This is a genomic window from Enterobacter sp. 22499, from assembly GCF_052044815.1.
Classification (GTDB): Bacteria; Pseudomonadota; Gammaproteobacteria; order Enterobacterales; family Enterobacteriaceae; genus Enterobacter; species Enterobacter bugandensis.
In genome coordinates this window covers 42018-63445 of the sequence record NZ_JBQENR010000008.1, presented here as the reverse complement: position 1 = coordinate 63445, position 21428 = coordinate 42018, and the positions used below count along the sequence as shown (strand labels likewise).

Sequence of the window (21428 nt, the reverse complement as noted above, 5' to 3'; positions counted from 1 at the left end):
CACCCCACCGCGATCTTCATCACGAAAATAAAAAATGTCCAAAAAGTAGTCTTGTTTCAACAAAAGAAACTCATGATGATTATGTGGAACCGGTTTCCTACATTTCACACAACGATAACAGGAACAGATCCGATGGCCAAAAACTACGCTGCGCTGGCAAACGACGTTATCAGCGCGCTGGGCGGCAAAGAGAACATCGTCGCCGTCACCCACTGCATGACGCGCCTGCGTTTCGTTCTGAAAGACGAAAATCTTACCGACGTTGCGCGCCTGAAAAGCATCAGCGGCGTGCTTGGCGTGGTGCGTAACGACAACCAGTGCCAGGTGATTATTGGCAACACGGTTTCACAGGCGTACCGCGAAGTAGTGAGCCTGCTGCCCGTTGACCTGCAGCCCGTGGTACCGGAAGGCCCGCAGAAGCTGACGTTACGCCGCATTGGCGCCGGGATCCTCGACGCGCTGATCGGCACCATGTCGCCGCTGATCCCGGCGATCATCGGCGGTTCGATGGTCAAGCTGCTGGCGATGATCCTCGAAATGACTGGCGTGCTGGAAAAAGGCGCGCCGACGCTCACCATTTTGACGGTCATTGGCGACGGGGCGTTCTTCTTCCTGCCGCTGATGGTGGCGGCCTCGGCGGCGGTGAAGTTTAAAACCAACATGTCGCTGGCGATTGCCATCGCGGGCGTGCTGGTGCACCCGAGCTTTATCGAGCTGATGGCGAAAGCCGCGCAGGGCGAGCACGTTGAATTCGCCTTTATTCCGGTGACGGCGGTGAAATACACCTATACCGTTATCCCGGCGCTGGTCATGACCTGGTGCCTGTCGTATATCGAACGCTGGGTGGATCGCATCACCCCGGCGGTGACCAAAAACTTCCTCAAGCCGATGCTGATCGTGCTGATTGCCGCCCCGCTCGCCATCGTGCTGATTGGCCCGCTGGGGATCTGGATCGGTAGCGCCATCTCCGCGCTGGTTTACACCATTCACGGCTACCTGGGCTGGCTCTCCGTCGCCATCATGGGCGCACTGTGGCCGCTGCTTGTGATGACCGGGATGCACCGCGTGTTTACGCCGACCATCATTCAGACCATTGCCGAAACGGGCAAAGAAGGAATGGTGATGCCGTCAGAAATCGGCGCCAACCTGTCGCTCGGCGGCTCGTCGCTGGCGGTGGCATGGAAAACGAAAAACCCGGAACTGCGCCAGACGGCGCTGGCCGCGGCGGCCTCCGCCATTATGGCGGGGATCTCTGAACCGGCCTTGTACGGCGTAGCGGTACGCCTGAAGCGTCCGCTGATTGCGAGCCTGATCAGCGGCTTTATCTGCGGCGCGGTGGCGGGTATGGCAGGCCTTGCCAGCCACTCGATGGCGGCGCCGGGGCTGTTTACCAGCGTGCAGTTCTTCAACCCGGCCAACCCGATGACCATCGTCTGGGTGTTTGGCGTAATGGGGCTGGCCGTGGTGCTGTCATTTGTTCTGACCCTGCTGTTAGGGTTTGAGGATATCCCGGTCGAAGACGAGGCTGAAAAAGCGCGCGCCCTGCAGACCGCACCGGTACAGAACAACGCAGCAAAAGCATAAATTGAAAGCGAGGTAAGAATGTCTGTTTTTCCACAAGGATTTTTATGGGGCGGCGCGCTTGCCGCCAACCAGAGTGAAGGTGCTTACCGTGAAGGCGGCAAAGGACTGACGACGGTCGATATGATCCCCCACGGCGCGCATCGCCTGGCGGTGAAGGTCGGTCAGGAAAAGCGTTTTTCGCTGCGTGAGGACGAGTTCTACCCGAGCCACGAGGCGATTGATTTTTACCATCGCTATAAAGAAGACATCGCCCTGATGGCGGAGATGGGCTTTACGGTGTTCCGCACCTCGATTGCCTGGAGCCGCCTCTACCCGAACGGCGACGAGCCGCTGCCAAATAAAGAGGGCATCGCCTTCTACCGGGCGGTGTTTGAAGAGTGTAAAAAGTACAACATTGAGCCGCTGGTAACGCTCTGCCACTTCGACGTGCCGATGCACCTGGTGACGGAGTACGGCTCCTGGCGCAACCGTAAGATGGTCGATTTCTTCGCCCGCTACGCCCGCACCTGCTTCGAGGAATTTAACGGGCTGGTGAAATACTGGCTGACCTTCAACGAAATCAACATCATGCTGCACAGCCCGTTTTCCGGCGCGGGGCTGGTGTTTGAGGAAGGTGAAAACGAGGATCAGGTGAAATACCAGGCCGCGCACCACGAGCTGGTGGCGAGCGCGCTGGCGACCAAAATCGCCCACGAGGTGAACCCGGAAAACCAGGTCGGCTGCATGCTGGCGGGCGGAAATTTCTATCCGTACTCCTGCAAGCCGGAAGACGTGTGGATGGCGCTGGAGAAAGACCGCGAGAACCTGTTCTTTATCGACGTGCAGGCGCGCGGCAGCTATCCGGCCTACTCCGCCCGCGTGTTCCGCGAGAAAGGCGTCGTGATTGTGAAAGATCCAGGCGATGACGAACTGCTGAAAAACACCGTCGACTTTGTCTCGTTCAGCTATTACGCCTCGCGCTGCGCGTCGGCGGACATGAACGCGGGCAACACCAGCGCGGCAAACATCGTGAAGTCCCTGCGTAACCCGCATATTCAGGTAAGCGAGTGGGGCTGGGGCATCGATCCGCTCGGCCTGCGTATCACCATGAACATGATGTACGACCGCTACCAGAAGCCGCTGTTCCTGGTGGAAAACGGCCTGGGAGCGAAGGACGTCATTGATGAAAACGGCGAGATCAACGACGACTACCGCATCAGCTACCTGCGCGAGCATATCCGCGCGATGGGCGATGCGATTGAGGACGGCGTGCCGCTGATGGGCTACACCACCTGGGGCTGCATCGACCTGGTGTCGGCCTCAACGGGCGAGATGAGCAAGCGCTACGGGTTTGTGTACGTTGACCGCGATGATGCCGGCAACGGGACGCTGGAGAGAAAGCGCAAGAAATCGTTCTGGTGGTATAAGAAGGTGATTGCGAGTAACGGGGCGGATCTGGCGTAGCCTGTTGCCCGGTGGCGCTGCGCTTACCGGGCCTACGGTTTTGTAGGCCGGGTAAGGCGTAGCCGCCACCCGGCACTGCTCAGAGCGGAGAAAACCCTCCATCCCCAACCCACCCCGCCAGCCGCGAATACACCTCCTCCACCGCCGCCTTCACCGGCGGCGTCATCGGGTAATAAAACCCGACAATGTCCGGCTGGATCCCTAAAAACAACACCTCGCCCACGTCGTCTTTAATCTGATCGACCAGGTAGTTCAGCGGCATATTATGGGTGGTCATCATAAACATCTCGGCGATGTCGTCCGGGTCAATCAGGCGGATTTCGCCCGGGTTCAGCCCCATATCGGTGGCATCGACAATCAACAGCCTCTCCGGACGCAGCTCGCGAATGGCGACCACATCGTTTTCCGGCGCGCTGCCGCCGTCAATCACCACCCAATCGCCCTGCGGGTTCGCGGCGCACATCTCCGCCAGAAGCGGGCCCGCGCCGTCGTCGCCCATCATGCTGTTGCCGACACACAGTAAAACGTCAGTCACGTAATCTCCTCACCATCAGGTAGATGGCGCTCTCCTGATGAATATCGTGCAGCATGCCGAGCAGCGTTTTGCTCCACGCCTGCTGCGCCGGGGTTTGCCTGCCGAGCGCCGCGTCAAAGGCGTTGGCGAGCATCGTGATATGGTTGGCGTCGATAACGATCTCGCCGTACTTCGGCACGCCCTCCATCTTGCGCCGCGCGGTGCTGCCCTCCTCCAGCGTGGCGATCCACGCCAGGTATTCCGTCCACGGGCAGGTTAGCGCCGCCTCCAGACAGTCGATCACCCCTAGGTGGTGCCCAATCGCCAGGCTGTAATAGACCACCTGCTGCGCCGCATCCGGCGTGGCATCGTTCTCATCAATAAACTTACGGCTCAGCTGGCTGAACACCACCGTTTCACTCATCGGATACGCGCCTCATCCACAATGCTGTTCAGGTTCGCCACGATCTCATTGAGACGCGGATCGTTTTCCGCCTCCAGCCAGCGCGCCACCTGATGGTCGCCCTGGCTCAGCAGGCGCAGGTAATCGTCGGCAATCTGGCGACCGTAGCGATAGCCCGCCAGCCTGCGCGCCGTGCGATCCACCTTCACGCGCAGCGGCTGCACCATGTCCGGATGCAGAATGGCCGCGGGCTGGTTGTCGATCTCGCCAGGGGCGCGGGCGTGGATCTTCTGCTCCAGCAGGCCGAGCGCCATCGCAAAGCCGTACAGCGTGGCGGCAGGCGTCGGCGGGCAGCCCGGAATATAGACATCCACCGGCACGATTTTGTCGGTGCCGCCCCAGACGCAGTAAAGATCGTGGAAGATGCCGCCGCTGTTGCCGCAGGCGCCGTAGGAGATGCAGATTTTCGGATCCGGCGCGGACTGCCAGGCGCGCAGCGCGGGCGATCGCATGGCGCGGGTCACCGCCCCGGTAAACAGCAGAATGTCCGCATGACGCGGGGACGGTACCACTTTGATGCCGAAGCGCTCGGCGTCAAATAGCGGCGACAGGGTGGCGAAGATCTCGATCTCACAGCCGTTGCAGCCGCCGCAGTCCACGCGGTAGACGTAGGCCGAGCGTTTGATTTTTTTCAGCAGCGACGCTTTCATGCTGGCGATGGACTCCTCCACCGTCAGCGGCACCGGAATGCCGTTATCGTCGCGCGGGCCGAGTAAGTTTTCCATCAGCTGGCCTCTCTCATATGGCGGGTAATATCAATGCGGTCAGACGGCAACAGGCATTTCTGGCGCTTACACTCCGGGCAGGTTTCGAAGCTTTCGCGGTGATGCTCCGCGCGGGCGTCGCCGTTGTGCTGCAGCAGCGCGATGGCGTAGTCGATCTCTTTTTGCACGGCGAACGGACGCTTGCAGACGCGGCAATTGCACAGCGCAAAGCGCGACTGCTGGAGAAAATCCTCTTTTTTCCACACCGCCAGTTCGTACTCCTGGGAAAGTCGAATGGCGACCGTCGGGCAGACCTCCTCGCAGCGGCCGCAGAAGATGCAGCGCCCGAGGTTAAACTGCCAGGCCAGCTCGCCGGTTTTAAGATCCGTTTCCACCGTTAAGGCGTTCGACGGGCAGGCGTTGACGCAGGCCGCACAGCCGATGCACTGCTGCGGGTTGTGCTCCGGCTTGCCGCGAAAGTTTTTGTCGACCGGCATCGGCTCAAGCGGATAGCAGCTGGTCTGCGTGCCGGTTTTGATTACTTTTTTGATAAAGGTAAACATGGCGTGTCCTTATTTCAGCGGCGAGTTCTTGCGCTCGATGCTGTAGCGCTCAAGCTCTTTGTACGGCACCACCTGGCTTTTCTTCTTGCGCACGTCCACAACGGTCATGCGGTCGGTGCAGGAGTAGCACGGATCGAGGCTGCCGATGATCAGCGGCGCGTCAGAGACCGTGTTACCGCGCAGCATATAGCGCAGGGTAGGCCAGTTGGCGTAGGTCGCCGCACGGCAGCGCCAGCGGTAGAGCTTCTGATTGTCGCCGGTCATGCTCCAGTGGATGTCATCCCCGCGCGGCGCTTCGGCAAAGCCGAGGGCGAAGCGGTTTGGAATATAGGTGAAGCCCTCCACCATCAGCGGACCGCCCGGCAGGTTGTCCAGACCAAAGTCGATCATGTTCAGGGCGGTGAACACCTCGTTGATGCGCACCTTCAGGCGAGAAATAACGTCGCAGCCCTGTTCGCTGTGCACGGTCATCGGCAGCAGGCCGTAGCCGACGAACGGGTGATCGGCGCGGGTGTCGCGGGCGTGCCCGCTGGCGCGCACCATCGGGCCGACGTTGCTGAAGTCGCGGGCAATTTCAGGATCAAGACGACCAATCCCGACGGTGCGCTGCTCGATGTTTGGCGTGCTGAGCAGCATGTCCACCAGCTCCTGCACGTCGCGACGCATCTGCTGCGCCAGCTGGCGAGTCTTGATCATGTCGTCTTTCAGCAGGTCGCGGCGGATCCCGCCGATCAGGTTCAGGCCGTAAGTTTTACGCGCCCCGGTGAGAATTTCCGCCATTTTCATCGACGCTTCGCGCACGCGGAAGAACTGCATAAACCCGGAGTCAAAGCCGACGAAGTGGCAGGCCAGACCGAGGTTTAGCAGGTGCGAGTGCAGGCGCTCCACCTCCAGCAGAATGGCGCGGATCATCTGCGCGCGCTCCGGCACCACGATCCCCATACCGTTCTCCACCGAGGTGGTGTAGGCGGTGCTGTGGGCGAAGCCGCAGATGCCGCACACGCGGTCAGAGAGGAACGTGACCTCGTTGTAGCCCATGCGGGTTTCCGCCAGCTTCTCCATGCCGCGGTGGACGTAGAACAGGCGGTAGTCAGCGTCGATGATATTTTCGCCGTCGACGAACAGGCGGAAGTGGCCCGGTTCGTCGGAGGTGACGTGCAGCGGGCCGATCGGCACCACGTTGTTCTTCTTGCTGCCCAGCTCGTTGATGAACTCGTAGGTTTCGCTGTCGGTGGTCGGGGCCGGACGCTGGCGGTAATCCATGCTGTCCTTGCGCAGCGGATAGAGTTCATCCGGCCAGTCGTCCGGCAGCACCAGACGACGCTCGTCCGGCAGGCCGACCGGCACCAGGCCGTACATGTCGCGCACCTCGCGCTCACCCCAGACGGCAGCAGGAACGCGCGGCGTCACGGACGGGTATTCCGGCTTATTCGGGTCGACTTCGACGCGCACGGTGAGCCAGCACTTCTCGCCCTGCTCCATCGACATCACGTAGTACACCGCGTAGTTACCGCACAGCTGGCGCTCGTCGTTACCGAACAGCACCGACAGCCAGCCGCCCTGCTGGTAATAGAGAAACTCCACCACTTCCGGCAGGTAGTTCACCTTCACGGTAATGGTGATCTGATCTTTGGTTTGCCAGGACTCCTCCAGCACCACGCCGGGGAAAGCCTGATGCAACGCGGCGAGATACTGCTGACCTTTCTTTTCTTCAGACATAAACACTCTCTTTAATCACGCCACCAGCAAGGAGACGAACGCTAAAAATGCAAAACCAAAACCGGCCCAGGTGATGCGCGAGGTTGCCGCAAAACGCAGGCGCGCCATGCTGTTTTCAAACAGGGCGATGACCAGCACGCCGACCAGCAGCTTGAGGGCGGCCACCACCACGGCCAGCAGCAGGCCGCCTGCAGAGAAGTACGTCATCTGCCCCCACGGGAAGAAAACGCCAACAAACATCTGCAACACCACCAATTGCTTAAGGCTGATGCCCCACTTCAGCACCGCAAAGCCGTAGCCGCTGTACTCGGTGAGCGGCCCTTCCTGCAGCTCCTGCTCCGCTTCCGCGAGATCGAACGGCAGCTTGCCCATCTCAATAAACGTGGCGAACGCGCAGGCGCAGAGTGCCAGCACGAGCGGGATGGAGCGGGCCACCGGCCAGTGGTAAACGGTGTCGGTGATAAAACTGATGTGGGTCGAACCTGCAACCTGCGCGGCCACCCACAGCCCCAGCAGCAGGATCGGTTCAACCAGCACGCCGAGCATCGCCTCGCGGCTGGCGCCGATGCCGGTAAACGGGCTGCCGGTGTCCAGGCCCGCAATCGCAAAGAAGAAGCGCGCGATGGCGAAGAGATAGATGAGCGTAATCAGATCGCCGAGCACCGGCAGCGGCGAGCCTACCGTGACCACCGGCAGCGCGGTGGCGATGGTGAGCATCACGCCGACCATCACGAACGGCGTCAGGCGGAACACCCAGCCCGCGGCATCCGGCGCGACGCTCTGGCGGGAGAGCAGTTTGAAGAGATCGCGGTACTCCTGGAGCATGCCAGGCCCGCGACGGTTGTGCATTCGGGCGCGCGCCACGCGCGTGATGCCCGACAGCAGCGGCGCGGCGGCGAACAGCACCAGCGCCTGAAGAATTGCCAGTAAAAGACTCATGTCAGGCTCCTCGTGAAATCACAATCACTACCAGCACCGCCAGCTCGATCAGCGCCAGTCGGCGGAACAGCACGGGCACGGCAGCACTCTGCCAGCCCGGCACCCAGCCCTGCGGGTTAAGCCACTGGCGCAGCTTTAACACGGCGGCGAAGTTCTCCTTCACCGGCATGGCAAAACCGTGGGCGGTAATGACCATCGACGGCTCGTGTTGGTAGCCGCAGGCCCACGCCGCGCCGCGCGAGCGGGAGGCGAGACGGTCGCGTCTGAAGAACAGCATCAGCACGAACGGCAGGAGCGGCCCGGCGATCAGCAGCAGCGCAATCATCGGCTGGGAGACAACGGTATGCGCCGTCGCCAGCGGCAGCGGAACGGCGTGGCCCAGCAGCGGCAGCAGCCACGGCGCGGCAACCCCGCCCGCAATACAGCACAGCGCCAGCGCGACCACGCTGGTGGCCATCAGTACCGGGGCGCAGCAGGCGTTCTCCGCTTCACGGGTGCGCGGCGCGCCGAGGAAGGTGACGCCGTAGACTTTCGCCATGCACATCACCGCCAGCGCCCCGGTAATCGCCAGGCCCACCGCCAGCAGCGGGCCGAGCAGCCGCGCGATAAACGCGTCGCTCTGGCCGAGCGCGAAGAAGGACTGATAGATCACCCACTCCCCGGCAAAGCCGTTCAGCGGCGGCAGCGCGGCCATCGCCATCAGCCCCACCAGCATGGCGAGTGAAATCATCGGCATCTTTTTGCCAATCCCACCGAGCTTTTCGATATCGCGATGGCCGGTGCGGAACCAGACGCTGCCCGCGCCGAGAAACAGAGTGGTTTTAAACAGGCTATGGTTGACGAGGTGATACAGACCGCCGATAAACCCGGCGGCAATCAGCGCCGGCTGGTTGAGCGCCAGCCCGGTGACGCCCGCGCCCATGCCGAGCAGGATGATGCCGATGTTTTCCAGGGTGTGATAGGCCAGCAGACGCTGGATGTTGTGCTCCATCAGGGCGTACAGCCCGCCGACAAAGGCGGTGATCATCCCCGCAATCAGCAGCGCTACCCCCCACCACAGCGGCGGCTGACCGCCCGTCAGGGTAATCGTCAGGATACCGAACAAACCGACCTTCATTACCACCGTCGAAAACAGCGCGGCGGCGGGCGCAGAGGCATTCGCGTGCGCCTGCGGGACCCAACCGTGCAACGGGATAATCCCGGCCAGCAGGCCAAAACCGACTGCGCCCAGCAGCCAGACGTCGTTCCCCAGCGGCTGGCCGTTAAGCGCGGCAAAGTCCAGGGTGCCGAAACGCTGCCACACCAGCCAGCAGGCCAGCGCCAGCAGCAGCGTGCCGAGGCGCCCGAGTGCAAACCACAGCTTACCTGAGGCGCTGCATCCGGTCAGGAACACGCCACACAGCGCCATGATCTCCGCCATCACCACCAGCGCGCCAAGGTTGCTGGCGATAACCGTGCAAACCGCGGCGGCCATCAGCAGATTGACCAGCAGGCCGTTGGCTTTGGTCTGCTGATGGCGGTGCCAGTCGATATTGAACAGGCTGATAAACAGCCCGCACAGGCCAAAGGTCACCAGCCAGATGGCGTTCAGCGGCGTAATCGCCACGGTGTGGCGAATCAGCGGCATGAGTGTTTCCACAGATTGTCCGCAGAGCAGGACGACACCGCCCGCCGCCAGCGTCATCAGGCTGCCGACCGCCCCGCCGATACCGGCTATCCAGCCGCTCAGGGTTTTATGGAAAGAGAACACCAGCGCCAGCGCGGCGGCAGCGGCAAAGTACGCCACGGCGCTGTTAATCATAAATATCGCGTTCATTTCGCCCCCTCGTTAAGCGCCTGCAGAAGCGAAAGATCGCCGACGTCGGTATTAATGGTCAGCTCGCGCTTGCGCCTGCTGGTGCGGGCGATATCGCGGATGTTAACCAGGATCAGCGCTTTGGTCGGGCAGGTCCGCACGCAGGCCGGGCCCTGTTCGTCAAAGCTGCACAGGTCGCACTTCACCGCAATAGCGCGGATGCCGGGCACCCAGTCCAGCAGCGTGCTCACGCGTGCCGGAGCCGGTGGCGCAGGCGGCGCTTTCGGGGTATTGGCGTTCGCCGGGATATGCAGCGGGCGGCTGCCGGAGAATTCAATGGCACCGAACGGGCAGGCGATGCCGCACAGCTTGCAGCTCACGCACAGGCTTTCGTTCAGTTGGACCGCGCCATCGACGCGGGTGATGGCATTGACGGGACACACGCCCGCGCACGGGGCATCTTCACAGTGGTGGCAGAGCTGCGGGGCAGACTCTTTCTCATTACGCATGACGCGCAGGCGCGGCATGGACTGCAGCCCGTGCAGGCGGTGCGTTTCCGAACACGCCGCCTCACAGGTCCGACAGCCAATACAGACCGTCGAGTCAGCAATTACAAAACGGTTCACCGGGCAATCCTCTGGTGATGGTCATTTTTGACGACGAAAAACTGTCTCATCGACACTTTTCGACATTCGGTTATCAGGCAAGATTTGCGGGGGCCTTTCCCACGACGAGCTGTTTGAGGTCGACCGGCAAGTCGTGCTCAACCGCGGCGTAGAGACCGTTGTAAACCGGCGCGATTTTCTCCAGATAGTGCTCAAGCACCTGCTGGCGATCGCGGTTGCTGACGTAGCCGTCGACCATGCCGTCGGCCATCAGCTGCGCCTGCGCAATACGTTGTTTTTCACCCTCTTTATTCTCAACGTAGTACTCGATGGTGTGGCTGTTAAAGCTGTCTGCCAGGGTCACAAAGACCGTGAAATGACCGAACAGGACAAAGCGCATATCCCCCTGCGCCGCACAGCTCATTGCATGATGCAGTCGGGCTTTTGACAGGGTGATCCCCTGAACCAGAGAGTTACAGTAGAGGTGCCACTGATCTTGAAGCTGCTGGTGGCGCTGCGCGATGTAATCCGCTTTTTCGCTAATTTCCCAAATAGTCATAGAAGGTATCCGATTAATGGAGATAGCGGCTGTTAAGCAGATTCCGTGCCAGTTTTTAATTTGTTGATTTGAATGATTTTTATCAAAAAAGACACTGTCAACGCCGCCGTGTCGACGTGTCATTTCGACAGCGCTGACATCGTCACGCCGTAACGCAAATCAAGCTGGCACCGTTATTGCATTTACTGGCGCAAATCATTGAGGAGGCGTCATGCACGAAATCACCCTCTGCCAGCGGGCTCTGGAACTTATCGAACAGCAGGCAGTGCAAAACCACGCGAAGCGCGTCACCGGCGTCTGGCTGAAGGTCGGGGCGTTTTCCTGCGTCGAGACCAGCGCCCTGAACTTTTGTTTTGAGCTGGTGTGCCGCGGCACGCTGGCGGAAGGCTGCGCGCTGCATATCGACGAGCAGCAGGCGGAGTGCTGGTGCGAGCAGTGCCAGCAGTACGTCACCCTGCTCTCATCAAAGGTTCAGCGCTGCCCGCAGTGTCAGAGCACGGGTCTTCGCATCGTGGCGGATGACGGTATGCAGATCCAACGCCTCGAAATCGAGAAGGAGTAATGTATGTGTAGCACCTGCGGTTGCGCCGAAGGCAACCTGTATATAGAAGGGGATGAACACCGTCCCCACTCCGCGTTTCGCTCCGCGCCCTTTTCCCCTGCCCCGCGTCCTGCGGCGGCCCTGACCGGCATCACCTTTGCGCCGCAGCGTTCCGACGCGGGCGATCTGCATTACGGCCACGGCGAAGCGGGCACCCACGCGCCGGGCATAAGCCAGCGCCAGATGCTGGAGGTGGAGATCGACGTGCTGGACAAAAATAACCAGATCGCCGCCCGCAACCGCGCCCGCTTTGCGGCCCGTCAACTGCTGGTGCTGAACCTGGTCTCCAGCCCCGGCTCCGGCAAAACCACGCTGCTGACCGAAACGCTCACGCGCCTGAACGAACGCGTCTCCTGCGCGGTTATCGAAGGCGATCAGCAAACCGTTAACGACGCGGCGCGCATCCGCGAAACCGGGACGCCCGCCATCCAGGTTAACACCGGCAAGGGCTGCCACCTGGATGCGCAGATGATTGCCGACGCCGCCCCTCGCCTGCCGCTGGCGGATAACGGCATCCTGTTTATCGAAAACGTCGGTAACCTGGTATGCCCGGCAAGCTTCGACCTCGGCGAACGGCATAAAGTGGCGGTGCTCTCCGTGACTGAAGGAGAGGACAAGCCGCTGAAGTACCCGCACATGTTCGCCGCCGCCTCCCTCATGCTGCTGAACAAAGTCGATCTGCTGCCGTACCTGAACTTCGACGTGGATAAGTGCCTTGCCTATGCCCGCGAGGTGAACCCGGACATTCACATCCTGCTGGTTTCCGCCACGCGCGGCGACGGCATGGACGCCTGGTTGGACTGGCTGGAGAGCGAACGATGTGCATAGGCGTACCGGGACAAATCCATTCCCTCGACGGCAATCAGGCTAAAGTGGAGGTTTGCGGCATCCTGCGCGACGTCGACCTGACGCTGGTGGGCAGCACCGATGAGACGGGCGCGTCGCGCCTCGGCCAGTGGGTGCTGGTCCACGTGGGGTTTGCGATGAGCGTGATTAACGAAGCGGAAGCCCGCGACACGCTGGACGCGCTGCAAAACATGTTTGACGTGGAGCCGGACGTGGGCGCGCTCCTGTACGGCGAGGAGCGCTAGCCTATGCGTTACGTTGATGAATACCGCGCGCCAGAACAGGTGATGCAGCTTATCGGACATCTGAAAACGCGCGCGGCGCTGCTGGACTACACGAACGAAAGGCCGCTGCGGATCATGGAGGTGTGCGGCGGGCACACGCACGCCATCTTCAAGTTTGGCCTCGACCAGCTGCTGCCGGAGAACATCGAGTTTATTCACGGCCCCGGCTGCCCGGTGTGCGTTTTGCCGATGGGGCGTATCGACAGCTGCATCGAAATTGCCGGCCAGCCCAACGTCATTTTCTGCACCTTTGGCGACGCGATGCGCGTGCCGGGGAAAAACGGCTCGCTGCTGCAGGCGAAGGCACGCGGCGCGGACGTGCGGATCGTTTACTCGCCGATGGATGCCCTGACGCTGGCAGAGGCTAACCCTGAGCGCAAGGTCGTCTTTTTCGGGCTGGGTTTTGAAACCACCATGCCCGCTACGGCCATCACGCTGCAGCAGGCGAAAGCGCGCAACGTCACTAACTTTTTCTTTTTCTGCCAGCATATTACGCTCATTCCCACGCTGCGCAGCCTGCTCGAAGAGCCAGACAACGGCATCGACGCGTTTCTGGCGCCGGGCCACGTCAGCATGGTAATTGGCACAGACGCCTACGGTTTTATCGCTGAGCAGTACAATCGTCCGTTAGTGGTGGCTGGTTTCGAACCGCTTGATCTACTGCAAGGCGTAGCCATGCTGGTTGAGCAGAAAATAGCGTCCCTGAGCGCGGTCGAAAACCAGTACCGCCGCGTGGTGCCCGATGCGGGAAATGAACGGGCACAGCAGGCGATAGCCGACGTGTTTAGCGTTGAGGGCGACAGCGAGTGGCGCGGGCTGGGGCTGATTGCCGAATCCGGCGTGCGACTGACGCCTGCCTATCGCGAATTTGATGCCGAAGCGCACTTCCGCCCTCAGCCGCAGCAGGTGTGCGACGATCCCCGGTCCCGCTGCGGCGAGGTGCTTACCGGCAAATGCAAACCTCATCACTGCCCGCTATTTGGCAACACCTGTAACCCGCAAACCGCGTTTGGCGCGCTGATGGTCTCCTCTGAAGGGGCATGCGCCGCGTGGTATCAGTATCGCAACCAGGAGTGTGAAGCATGAACACGGTGGAAATGGCGCACGGAAGCGGTGGACAGGCGATGCAGCAGCTGATTAACCGGCTGTTCATGGAGGCCTTTAATAACCCCTGGCTCGCCGAGCAGGAGGATCAGGCGCGCATCGCGCTCTCAACCCTCACCGCACACGGCGACCGGCTGGCGTTCTCCACCGACAGCTACGTGATTGACCCGCTATTCTTCCCGGGCGGCGATATTGGCAAGCTCGCCGTCTGCGGTACGGCCAACGACGTGGCCGTCAGCGGCGCCATTCCGCGCTACCTCTCCTGCGGATTTATCCTCGAAGAAGGATTACCGATGGAGACGCTTGCGGCAGTGGTCAACAGCATGGCGCACACCGCCCGCGAGGCGGGGATCGCCATCGTCACCGGCGATACCAAAGTGGTCCAGCGCGGCGCGGCGGATAAGCTCTTCATCAACACCGCCGGCATGGGGGCGATCCCCGCCGACGTTCACTGGGGCGCGCAGCAGCTTTCGGTGGGCGACGTGCTGATTGTCAGCGGAACGCTGGGCTGCCACGGGGCAACCATCCTGAACCTGCGCGAAGGCCTGGGGCTGGACGGCGAGCTTCGCAGCGACTGCGCGGTGCTCACCCCGCTTATCCAGACGCTGCGCGACATACCAGGCGTCAAAGCCCTGCGCGACGCCACCCGGGGCGGGGTGAATGCCGTTGTCCACGAGTTCGCCGCAAGCAGCGGGTGCGGGATTGAACTGAGCGAGCGCGACCTGCCCGTTAAGCCTGCCGTGCGGGGGCTGTGTGAGCTTTTAGGGCTTGACCCGCTAAACTTTGCCAACGAGGGCAAGCTGGCGATCGGCGTGGAACGTTCGGCGGCGGAAGCCGTACTTGAACAGCTGAGAGCGCATCCCTTAGGGAAAGACGCGGCCATCATTGGCGACGTGGTTGAGCGCAAAGGGGTGCGCCTGACCGGACTTTACGGCGTGAAGCGCACGCTGGATCTGCCACACGCTGAGCCGTTACCCCGAATTTGCTAGAACCGCGCCATAAGCGGTCAGCAGTGAAGTCTCTTTTTTGCCAGTTTCTATTGGAAAGCAATAATGCCGTATACACCGATGAGCGATCTTGGACAGCAGGGCCTGTTTGACATCACGCGCACACTTTTACAACAGCCCGATCTCGGCGCGCTGAGCGATGCCCTGACACGGCTAGTCAGGCAATCAGCGCTGGCGGACAGCGCGGCGATTGTGCTCTGGCATAGCGGAACGCACCGCGCGAGCTACTATTCCACGCGCGAGAATGGCAAAACGTTTGAATACGAAGACGAAACGTACCTCGCGCACGGCCCGGTGCGCCGCATTCTCTCCCGGCCTGAAGTGCTGCACTGCAATTTTGAAGAGTTTCGGATGGCATGGCCGCGGCTGGCAGAGAGCAATCTCTATCAGCCTTTCGGTCATTACGGCATGCTGCCGCTGGCGGCGGAGGGCCATATTTTTGGCGGCTGCGAGTTTATCCGCAATACCGACCAGCCCTGGAGCGAGGCGGAGTACGAGCGGCTGCACACCTTTGCCCAGATTGTGGCCGTCGTCGCGGAGCAGATCCAAAGCCGCGTCACCAATAACGTGGATTACGACCTGCTGAGCCGCGAGCGCGATAACTTCCGCATTCTGGTCGCCATCACCAACGCCGTACTCTCAAGACTCGACATGGACGAGCTGGTCAGCGAAGTCGCCAAGGAGATCCACCACTATTTCAGGATCGACGCCATCAGCATCGCGCTACGCGGGAACCGCAAAGGCAAGCTGAACATCTACTCCACCCACTATCTTGATGAGGCCAATCCGGCGCACGAGCAGAGCGAGGTGGACGAAGCGGGCACCCTTTCTGAGCGGGTATTTAAAAGCAAAGAGATCCTGCTGCTGAATCTTAGCGAGCAGGACCCGGTGGCGCCGTACGAGCGGATGCTGTTTAACACCTGGGGCAACAAAATTCAGACCCTGTGCCTGCTGCCGCTGATGTCCGGCAGTACCATGCTTGGGGTGCTCAAACTGGCGCAGTGCGATGAAGCCGTGTTTACCACCGCCAACCTGAAGCTGCTGCGCCAGATCGCCGAGCGTATTTCCATCGCGCTGGATAACGCCCTCGCCTATCAGGAGATCCACCGCCTGAAAGAGCGGCTGGTGGACGAAAACCTGGCCCTGACCGAACAGCTCAACAACGTGGACAGCGAGTTTGGCGAAATCATCGGGCGCAGCGATGCCATGTACAGCGTCCTCAAGCAGGTGGAAATGGTGGCCCAGAGCGACAGCACGGTGCTGATCCTCGGTGAAACCGGCACCGGCAAGGAGCTGATTGCCCGGGCGATCCACAACCTGAGTAACCGCAACAGCCGCCGGATGGTGAAGATGAACTGCGCGGCGATGCCCGCGGGTCTGCTGGAAAGTGACCTCTTCGGCCACGAGCGCGGGGCGTTTACCGGGGCCAGCAGCCAGCGGCTGGGCCGTTTCGAACTGGCGGATAAAAGCTCGCTGTTCCTCGACGAAGTGGGCGATATGCCGCTGGAGCTTCAGCCCAAGCTGCTGCGCGTTTTGCAGGAGCAGGAGTTTGAGCGCCTCGGCAGCAACAAGCTGATCCAGACCGACGTGCGGCTGATTGCCGCCACCAACCGCGACCTGAAAAAGATGGTCGCCGACCGCGAGTTTCGCAGCGATCTCTACTATCGCCTGAACGTCTTTCCGATCTGCCTGCCGCCGCTGCGCGAGCGCCCGGAAGATATTCCGCTGCTGGTGAAGGCCTTTACCGCGAAGATTGCCCGCCGGATGGGGAGGAATATCGACAGTATTCCTGCCGAAACGCTACGTACCCTCTCGTCGATGGAGTGGCCGGGGAACGTGCGCGAGCTGGAAAACGTCATTGAGCGCGCGGTGCTGCTGACGCGCGGGAACGTGCTGCAGCTTTCCCTGCCGGAAATCTCCCTGCCAGAACATCCTACCGTTTCGGCAGAAGTCGCGCAGGAAGGCGAAGACGAATATCAGCTCATTATGCGCGTACTGAAAGAGACCAACGGCGTGGTAGCCGGACCGAAGGGCGCAGCTCAGCGGCTGGGGCTGAAACGAACTACCCTGCTCTCTCGCATGAAGCGTCTGGGAATCGATAAAGAGAGCCTGCTTTAACCCGTCATTCCGGCGCCGCTTATGGCGCCGCTTTTCGTCACCCTGCGCAATTGTCCCTCATTGACACAATATATTTTCCTCTGTATAAAATTCCGCCTTAATAATGCGTTTCATTTGCATCAAAAATAATATTAATGAAGGGTAGCGTTTCATGAAGAAGGTCATCTGCGCGTTAGGCCTGGCGATTGCGTCGGTCAGTTCTGCTCTGGCAACCACATATCCTCTGACGATTGAAAACTGTGGCTATAAAGAGACATTCACTAAAGCGCCGGAACGCGTCGTGGCCCTCGGTCAGAACACCGTGGAAATTTTGCTCCTGCTGGGGCTGGAAGATAAGGTCAAGGCCAGTGCCTTCTGGCCGACCAAAGTGCTGCCGCAGCTGGCTGAGCAGAATGCAAAAATCAAAACCCTGACCGTCGAAATTCCGACTCTTGAATCCATCCTTGCGCAAAACCCCGATTTTGTTCCTGCACAGCTGCCCCTGCTGCTTGGGCCGGAAAGTAAGGTCGCAAAACGTGAAGATCTGGCTACCGTCGGCGTGAACAGCTATTTATCTCCAGGCATGTGCGCCACCAAAAAAGCGGCAGGCGATATGTACGGCAGCCGCCAGACGCTGTGGGATATGACGTACCTTTATAAAGAGATTGAAGATTTCGCGAAGATTTTCAACGTTGAAGCGCGCGGCCAGGCCGTTATCGCTGATTTCAAAAAACGTGAGGCCGACCTGCGTCAGGAATTTGGTAAAAACAAAAAAGATCTCTCGTTTGTTTTCTGGTTCTCAAGCGCCTCGCCTTCGGCAGATGCATATGTCGGCGGGAAAAACAGCGCCTCCGGTTTTATTGCTAACGTGCTGGGTGGCCATAACGCCATTACCGCTGAGACCGAATGGCCGACCGTCGGCTGGGAAAGTATTATTGCCGCGAACCCTGATGTGATTGTCGTCTCCAGTCTGGACCGCAACCGCTGGGCGCTGGATAACGCGGATGAGAAAATCAAATTCCTGAAAAGCGATCCTGCCGTGAGCCAGCTTGATGCCGTCAAAAAAGGCCATATCGTGGTGATGGACGGTCAGGCGATGAACCCGACGATTCGTACGATTTACGGTGCTGAACAGGTGGGTGAACAGCTCAGAAAACTGGGGCTGAACTGATGACGGCAGCCGTACTTCAGGCCCGCCAGGGCCTGATCCTGACCACTTCCGCTCTGCTTGCCGTTGTCCTGCTGTTTTTAGTGATTGCTCTTGGCGTCAGCGTCGGCGAGCTGTCGATTCCGCTGTCCAACGTCTTTTACGCTATTGGCAATAAGCTGGGGCTGACCGACGTTCCGCTCAACCGCATTTATGAGAGCGTAATCTGGGACTTTCGCCTGAGCCGCGCGCTGGTGGCGGCCTGCTGCGGGGCCGGTTTAGCCATCTGCGGTGCCGTGCTGCAAAGCCTGCTGAAGAACGCGCTGGCGGAACCCTACGTGCTCGGCGTGTCGGCGGGTGCCTCAACCGGGGCGGTATCGGTCGTCGTCCTGGGCATCGGCACCGGCGCGGTATCGCTCTCTGCGGGCGCGTTTGCCGGGGCGTTCGCCGCCTTTGCGTTTGTCGCCTTTCTGACGAACGGCGCGCGCGGCGGCAATGAACGCACCATTCTGGCAGGCGTTGCTGCATCTCAGCTTTTCAACGCCATTACCGCCTACACCATCAGCACCTCCGCCAGCGCGCAGCAGGCGCGCGACGTGATGTTCTGGCTGCTGGGCAGCTTTAGCGGCGTGCGTTGGCCGGAATTCCAGCTGGCGCTGGTTGTCGTGCTGGCGGGCCTTGCCGTCTGCCTCTACTATTCCCGGGCGCTGGACGCCTTTACCTTTGGTGATGACGCGGCTGCCTCCTTAGGCATTGCCGTGCCCTGGGTGCGTCTTGCCCTGTTTACCACCACGGCCCTGATCACCGCGACCATCGTCAGCATGGCGGGCTCAATCGGCTTTGTAGGGCTGGTGGTGCCTCACGTCATGCGCTTCCTGTTCGGGCCGCTGCACCGCACGCTGCTGATTGCCAGCGCGCTGGCGGGGGCGATCCTGATGGTGCTGGCCGATATCGCCTCGCGCATGCTGATTGCCCCGCAGAGCCTGCCCGTCGGCGTGGTCACCGCGCTGGTGGGCGTACCTTTCTTTGCCGTGATTATCTACCGCTCAAGGAATAAGTGATGAGTATCTGCGCTGAAAATATTACCTGGAAGGTAGGCAAAAAAGTTATCGTCAATGGTGTCTCGCTGAAGGTTTCACGCGGCGAAACGGTGGGTTTGCTTGGTCCTAACGGCTGCGGCAAATCGTCCCTTTTGCGTATCCTGGCAGGCCTGCGTCGCCCGGATTCGGGCAGCGTGACCCTGGACGGGCAGGACATTTCCCGCATCGCCAAAAAGCAGCTTGCCCGCCGGGTGGCGTTCGTTGAGCAGCACGGGATGACCGACGCCAATATGCGCGTGCGCGACGTGGTCAAACTTGGACGTATTCCGCACCACTCCCCTTTTTCTAACTGGAGCGCGCAGGATGACGACACCGTCACCGCGGCTCTGCAGCGTGTCGATATGCTGGACCGCAGCGAGCAGGGCTGGCTGAGCCTGTCCGGCGGCGAGCGTCAGCGGGTGCATATTGCCCGCGCGCTGGCGCAAACGCCAACCGAAATCCTGCTGGATGAACCGACCAACCACCTGGATATCCATCATCAGATGCAGCTGATGCAGTTGATCAGCCAATTACCCGTTACCAGTATCGTCGCCATCCACGATCTCAACCACGCTTCAATGTTCTGCGACTCGCTGATTGTGATGCAGAAAGGGCAAATTGTGGCGACCGGAACGCCGCAGGACATCTTATCCGAGTCGTTGCTCTGGGATGTCTTCCGGGTCAAAACCAAAATTGAGATCTCGCCGTTTCATGGCAAAAAGCACATTCACTTTATCGTTTAGGGACGAGTGATCGACAATGTCCCTTCGCCCCGCCACCACGCTCTGGCCGCCCGTTTTACTGGGTAGCCAGTTTGTTTTTAACATTGGTTTTTACGCCGTCGTTCCCTTCCTGGCGGTATTTCTGCGTGACGACATGCTGCTCTCCGGCGGGCTCATCGGGCTGATCCTGGGCCTGCGCACGTTCTCGCAGCAGGGGATGTTTATCGTTGGCGGTGCGCTCTCGGACCGGTTTGGCGCGAAGGTCATCATCCTCAGCGGCTGTATAGTTCGTGTTTCAGGCTATCTGCTGCTGGCCTTCGGGGGATCGCTGTGGCCGATTATTCTGGGCGCGTGTCTGACGGGCGTCGGCGGCGCGTTATTTTCTCCCTCAATTGAGGCTCTGCTGGCGAAAGCGGGTACCCACAGCGAGGCGAAAGGGAAACGAAGCCGGGCAGAGTGGTTTGCGCTCTTTGCCGTCTGCGGGGAGCTCGGCGCGGTACTGGGCCCGGTTGCTGGCGCTCTGCTAACGGGGCTTGGCTTCCGCCAGGTGGCGCTGGCGGGGGCAGGCATCTTTATCATTGCGCTAGTGGTGCTTTACTTCTGTCTGCCTGCTGCCGGGCAACGTTCACAGAAGATAAAAATAGTGCCCTGGTGGACGACGTTCCGCCAGCCGCGCTTTGTCGCCTTTATCATTGCCTACAGCTCCTGGCTGTTAAGCTATAACCAGCTCTATCTGGCGCTGCCGGTGGAGATCCAGCGCTCCGGCGGTAACGAGAAAGATCTCGGCCCGCTTTTTATGCTGGCCTCCGTTCTGATCATTACCTTACAGCTGCCGCTGGCGCGTGTCGCCCGACGCGTGGGCGCGGTGAACATTCTTCCGGTGGGCTTTTTGCTGCTTTCCGCCGCCTTTGCGAGCGTGGCAATGTTTGCGGCAACAGAACCGCCTGAGGGCTGGCTGCGGCTTCTGCCCTCGGTCTCGTTTGTCACGCTGCTGACGCTGGGACAGATGCTGCTGGTGCCCTCAGCAAAAGATCTCATTCCGCGGTTCGCCGATGAATCCACGCTGGGCGCGCACTATGGCGCACTCTCCACCGCCGGTGGTATTGCGGTACTGGCTGGAAACTTGTTATTTGGCAGCCTGCTGGATCGCGCGCTGGTGCCTTCAACGCAGGCGATTTACCCGTGGCTGCTGCTGGCGCTCTTTCCACTCTGCAGCGCGCTGGCCCTGAACGTGATTTGCCGCCCGCTACGAAGCTGATCGGTTCACTTTTTCGGGCGATACTTCTCCGGCAGTTCCGGCACCGGACGACGATCATCCATCAGATGGCGGACGGTCAGAATGGGGTGACGCCATAACATACGCGGGCCTGCCCAGCGCATAATCTGCTTCATCTCTTCACGTCTGGCAGGCTGGTAGCAGTGCACCGGGCATTGTTTACAGGCGGGCTTTTCTTCACCAAAAACGCACTTATCCAGGCGCTTATCAGCATACGCGTTGAGCGCCTGATAATGCCCCGCTTCCTGAGAAGCCTGTGGACACTGCTTTGCGTACAACGCGATCATTTTCGCGATGGTCTCTTTTTCACGTGATATGCGTTTACCGGTCATAGCGACTTACCAAATAATAAGATGCATCAATAATACACTTTAAAA

At 60.4% G+C, this 21428-nt stretch carries 22 protein-coding genes; 12 read left to right on the top strand and 10 right to left on the bottom strand.

Annotated elements, in window-relative coordinates; translation table 11 throughout:
• Nucleotides 1-132: 132 nt before the first annotated feature.
• Nucleotides 133-1584 carry a PTS cellobiose/arbutin/salicin transporter subunit IIBC gene (ascF, locus tag ACTJI7_RS19575; RefSeq protein WP_192978748.1) on the top strand — a complete coding sequence of 484 codons (1452 nt, stop codon included), beginning with the start codon at nucleotides 133-135 and terminating at the stop codon, nucleotides 1582-1584.
• A gap of 18 nt (nucleotides 1585-1602) precedes the next feature.
• Entirely contained in the window at nucleotides 1603-3027 is a 1425-nt protein-coding gene (locus tag ACTJI7_RS19570) for a 6-phospho-beta-glucosidase (protein WP_192978746.1), read from the top strand.
• A 79-nt stretch (nucleotides 3028-3106) separates the two neighbouring features.
• On the opposite strand, the gene hycI is transcribed toward ACTJI7_RS19570, so the two are convergent.
• The 9 genes from hycI to hycA all read right to left on the bottom strand — a co-directional run bounded on the left by hycI (nucleotide 3107) and on the right by hycA (nucleotide 10888).
• Nucleotides 3107-3562, bottom strand: a complete 456-nt coding sequence (hycI, locus tag ACTJI7_RS19565) for a hydrogenase maturation peptidase HycI (protein ID WP_048960103.1) — start codon at nucleotides 3560-3562, stop codon at nucleotides 3107-3109.
• A complete protein-coding gene (locus ACTJI7_RS19560; protein WP_028014209.1) occupies nucleotides 3555-3965 on the bottom strand; it encodes a formate hydrogenlyase maturation HycH family protein in 411 nt (136 codons plus the stop codon). Before ACTJI7_RS19560 ends, hycI begins: the two co-directional genes overlap by 8 nt.
• Complete coding sequence (locus ACTJI7_RS19555) at nucleotides 3962-4729, bottom strand: NADH-quinone oxidoreductase subunit B family protein (RefSeq protein ID WP_028014210.1); 768 nt, start codon at nucleotides 4727-4729, stop codon at nucleotides 3962-3964. The genes ACTJI7_RS19560 and ACTJI7_RS19555 overlap by 4 nt, the downstream gene beginning before the upstream one ends.
• Nucleotides 4729-5271: a formate hydrogenlyase complex iron-sulfur subunit gene (locus ACTJI7_RS19550; protein WP_440670849.1), complete on the bottom strand. Its 543-nt coding sequence runs from the start codon at nucleotides 5269-5271 to the stop codon at nucleotides 4729-4731. Before ACTJI7_RS19550 ends, ACTJI7_RS19555 begins: the two co-directional genes overlap by 1 nt.
• Before the next feature lie 9 nt (nucleotides 5272-5280).
• Complete coding sequence (gene hycE / locus ACTJI7_RS19545) at nucleotides 5281-6990, bottom strand: formate hydrogenlyase subunit HycE (protein WP_045629930.1); 1710 nt, start codon at nucleotides 6988-6990, stop codon at nucleotides 5281-5283.
• A gap of 15 nt (nucleotides 6991-7005) precedes the next feature.
• Nucleotides 7006-7929: a respiratory chain complex I subunit 1 family protein gene (locus tag ACTJI7_RS19540; protein ID WP_063155080.1), complete on the bottom strand. Its 924-nt coding sequence runs from the start codon at nucleotides 7927-7929 to the stop codon at nucleotides 7006-7008.
• 1 nt (nucleotide 7930) lies between these two features.
• Nucleotides 7931-9745, bottom strand: a complete 1815-nt coding sequence (gene hycC, locus ACTJI7_RS19535) for a formate hydrogenlyase subunit 3 (RefSeq protein ID WP_192978744.1) — start codon at nucleotides 9743-9745, stop codon at nucleotides 7931-7933.
• Complete coding sequence (locus tag ACTJI7_RS19530) at nucleotides 9742-10350, bottom strand: 4Fe-4S dicluster domain-containing protein (RefSeq protein ID WP_028014215.1); 609 nt, start codon at nucleotides 10348-10350, stop codon at nucleotides 9742-9744. Before ACTJI7_RS19530 ends, hycC begins: the two co-directional genes overlap by 4 nt.
• A 73-nt stretch (nucleotides 10351-10423) precedes the next feature.
• Nucleotides 10424-10888: a formate hydrogenlyase regulator HycA gene (hycA, locus tag ACTJI7_RS19525; RefSeq protein ID WP_041908468.1), complete on the bottom strand. Its 465-nt coding sequence runs from the start codon at nucleotides 10886-10888 to the stop codon at nucleotides 10424-10426.
• A gap of 211 nt (nucleotides 10889-11099) precedes the next feature.
• Here hycA and hypA point away from each other — a divergent pair, with 211 nt between their 5' ends.
• From hypA to ACTJI7_RS19475, 10 genes are all read left to right on the top strand, one after another.
• On the top strand, nucleotides 11100-11450 hold the full coding sequence (hypA, locus tag ACTJI7_RS19520) for a hydrogenase maturation nickel metallochaperone HypA (RefSeq protein ID WP_028014217.1): 351 nt from the start codon (nucleotides 11100-11102) through the stop codon (nucleotides 11448-11450).
• 3 nt (nucleotides 11451-11453) lie between these two features.
• A complete protein-coding gene (gene hypB / locus ACTJI7_RS19515; protein WP_045261247.1) occupies nucleotides 11454-12317 on the top strand; it encodes a hydrogenase nickel incorporation protein HypB in 864 nt (287 codons plus the stop codon).
• Entirely contained in the window at nucleotides 12308-12580 is a 273-nt protein-coding gene (locus ACTJI7_RS19510) for a HypC/HybG/HupF family hydrogenase formation chaperone (protein ID WP_028014219.1), read from the top strand. The genes hypB and ACTJI7_RS19510 overlap by 10 nt, the downstream gene beginning before the upstream one ends.
• A 3-nt stretch (nucleotides 12581-12583) precedes the next feature.
• The gene (gene hypD, locus ACTJI7_RS19505) at nucleotides 12584-13705 is read left to right on the top strand and encodes a hydrogenase formation protein HypD (protein ID WP_252016119.1); all 1122 of its coding nucleotides are present in this window, start codon (nucleotides 12584-12586) and stop codon (nucleotides 13703-13705) included.
• Nucleotides 13702-14712 carry a hydrogenase expression/formation protein HypE gene (gene hypE, locus ACTJI7_RS19500; protein WP_063155084.1) on the top strand — a complete coding sequence of 337 codons (1011 nt, stop codon included), beginning with the start codon at nucleotides 13702-13704 and terminating at the stop codon, nucleotides 14710-14712. The genes hypD and hypE overlap by 4 nt, the downstream gene beginning before the upstream one ends.
• A gap of 63 nt (nucleotides 14713-14775) precedes the next feature.
• On the top strand, nucleotides 14776-16848 hold the full coding sequence (flhA, locus tag ACTJI7_RS19495) for a formate hydrogenlyase transcriptional activator FlhA (RefSeq protein ID WP_252052465.1): 2073 nt from the start codon (nucleotides 14776-14778) through the stop codon (nucleotides 16846-16848).
• A gap of 151 nt (nucleotides 16849-16999) precedes the next feature.
• A complete protein-coding gene (locus tag ACTJI7_RS19490) occupies nucleotides 17000-17998 on the top strand; it encodes an ABC transporter substrate-binding protein (RefSeq protein WP_028014223.1) in 999 nt (332 codons plus the stop codon).
• The gene (locus ACTJI7_RS19485) at nucleotides 17998-19035 is read left to right on the top strand and encodes a FecCD family ABC transporter permease (RefSeq protein WP_028014224.1); all 1038 of its coding nucleotides are present in this window, start codon (nucleotides 17998-18000) and stop codon (nucleotides 19033-19035) included. Before ACTJI7_RS19490 ends, ACTJI7_RS19485 begins: the two co-directional genes overlap by 1 nt.
• Nucleotides 19035-19796: an ABC transporter ATP-binding protein gene (locus tag ACTJI7_RS19480; RefSeq protein ID WP_041908454.1), complete on the top strand. Its 762-nt coding sequence runs from the start codon at nucleotides 19035-19037 to the stop codon at nucleotides 19794-19796. The genes ACTJI7_RS19485 and ACTJI7_RS19480 overlap by 1 nt, the downstream gene beginning before the upstream one ends.
• Before the next feature lie 16 nt (nucleotides 19797-19812).
• The gene (locus tag ACTJI7_RS19475) at nucleotides 19813-21033 is read left to right on the top strand and encodes an MDR family MFS transporter (protein WP_063155086.1); all 1221 of its coding nucleotides are present in this window, start codon (nucleotides 19813-19815) and stop codon (nucleotides 21031-21033) included.
• A gap of 5 nt (nucleotides 21034-21038) precedes the next feature.
• Here the strand turns inward: ACTJI7_RS19475 and ACTJI7_RS19470 are convergent, their stop codons facing one another.
• The gene (locus tag ACTJI7_RS19470; RefSeq protein ID WP_047364429.1) at nucleotides 21039-21383 is read right to left on the bottom strand and encodes a nitrous oxide-stimulated promoter family protein; all 345 of its coding nucleotides are present in this window, start codon (nucleotides 21381-21383) and stop codon (nucleotides 21039-21041) included.
• Nucleotides 21384-21428: the final 45 nt, after the last annotated feature.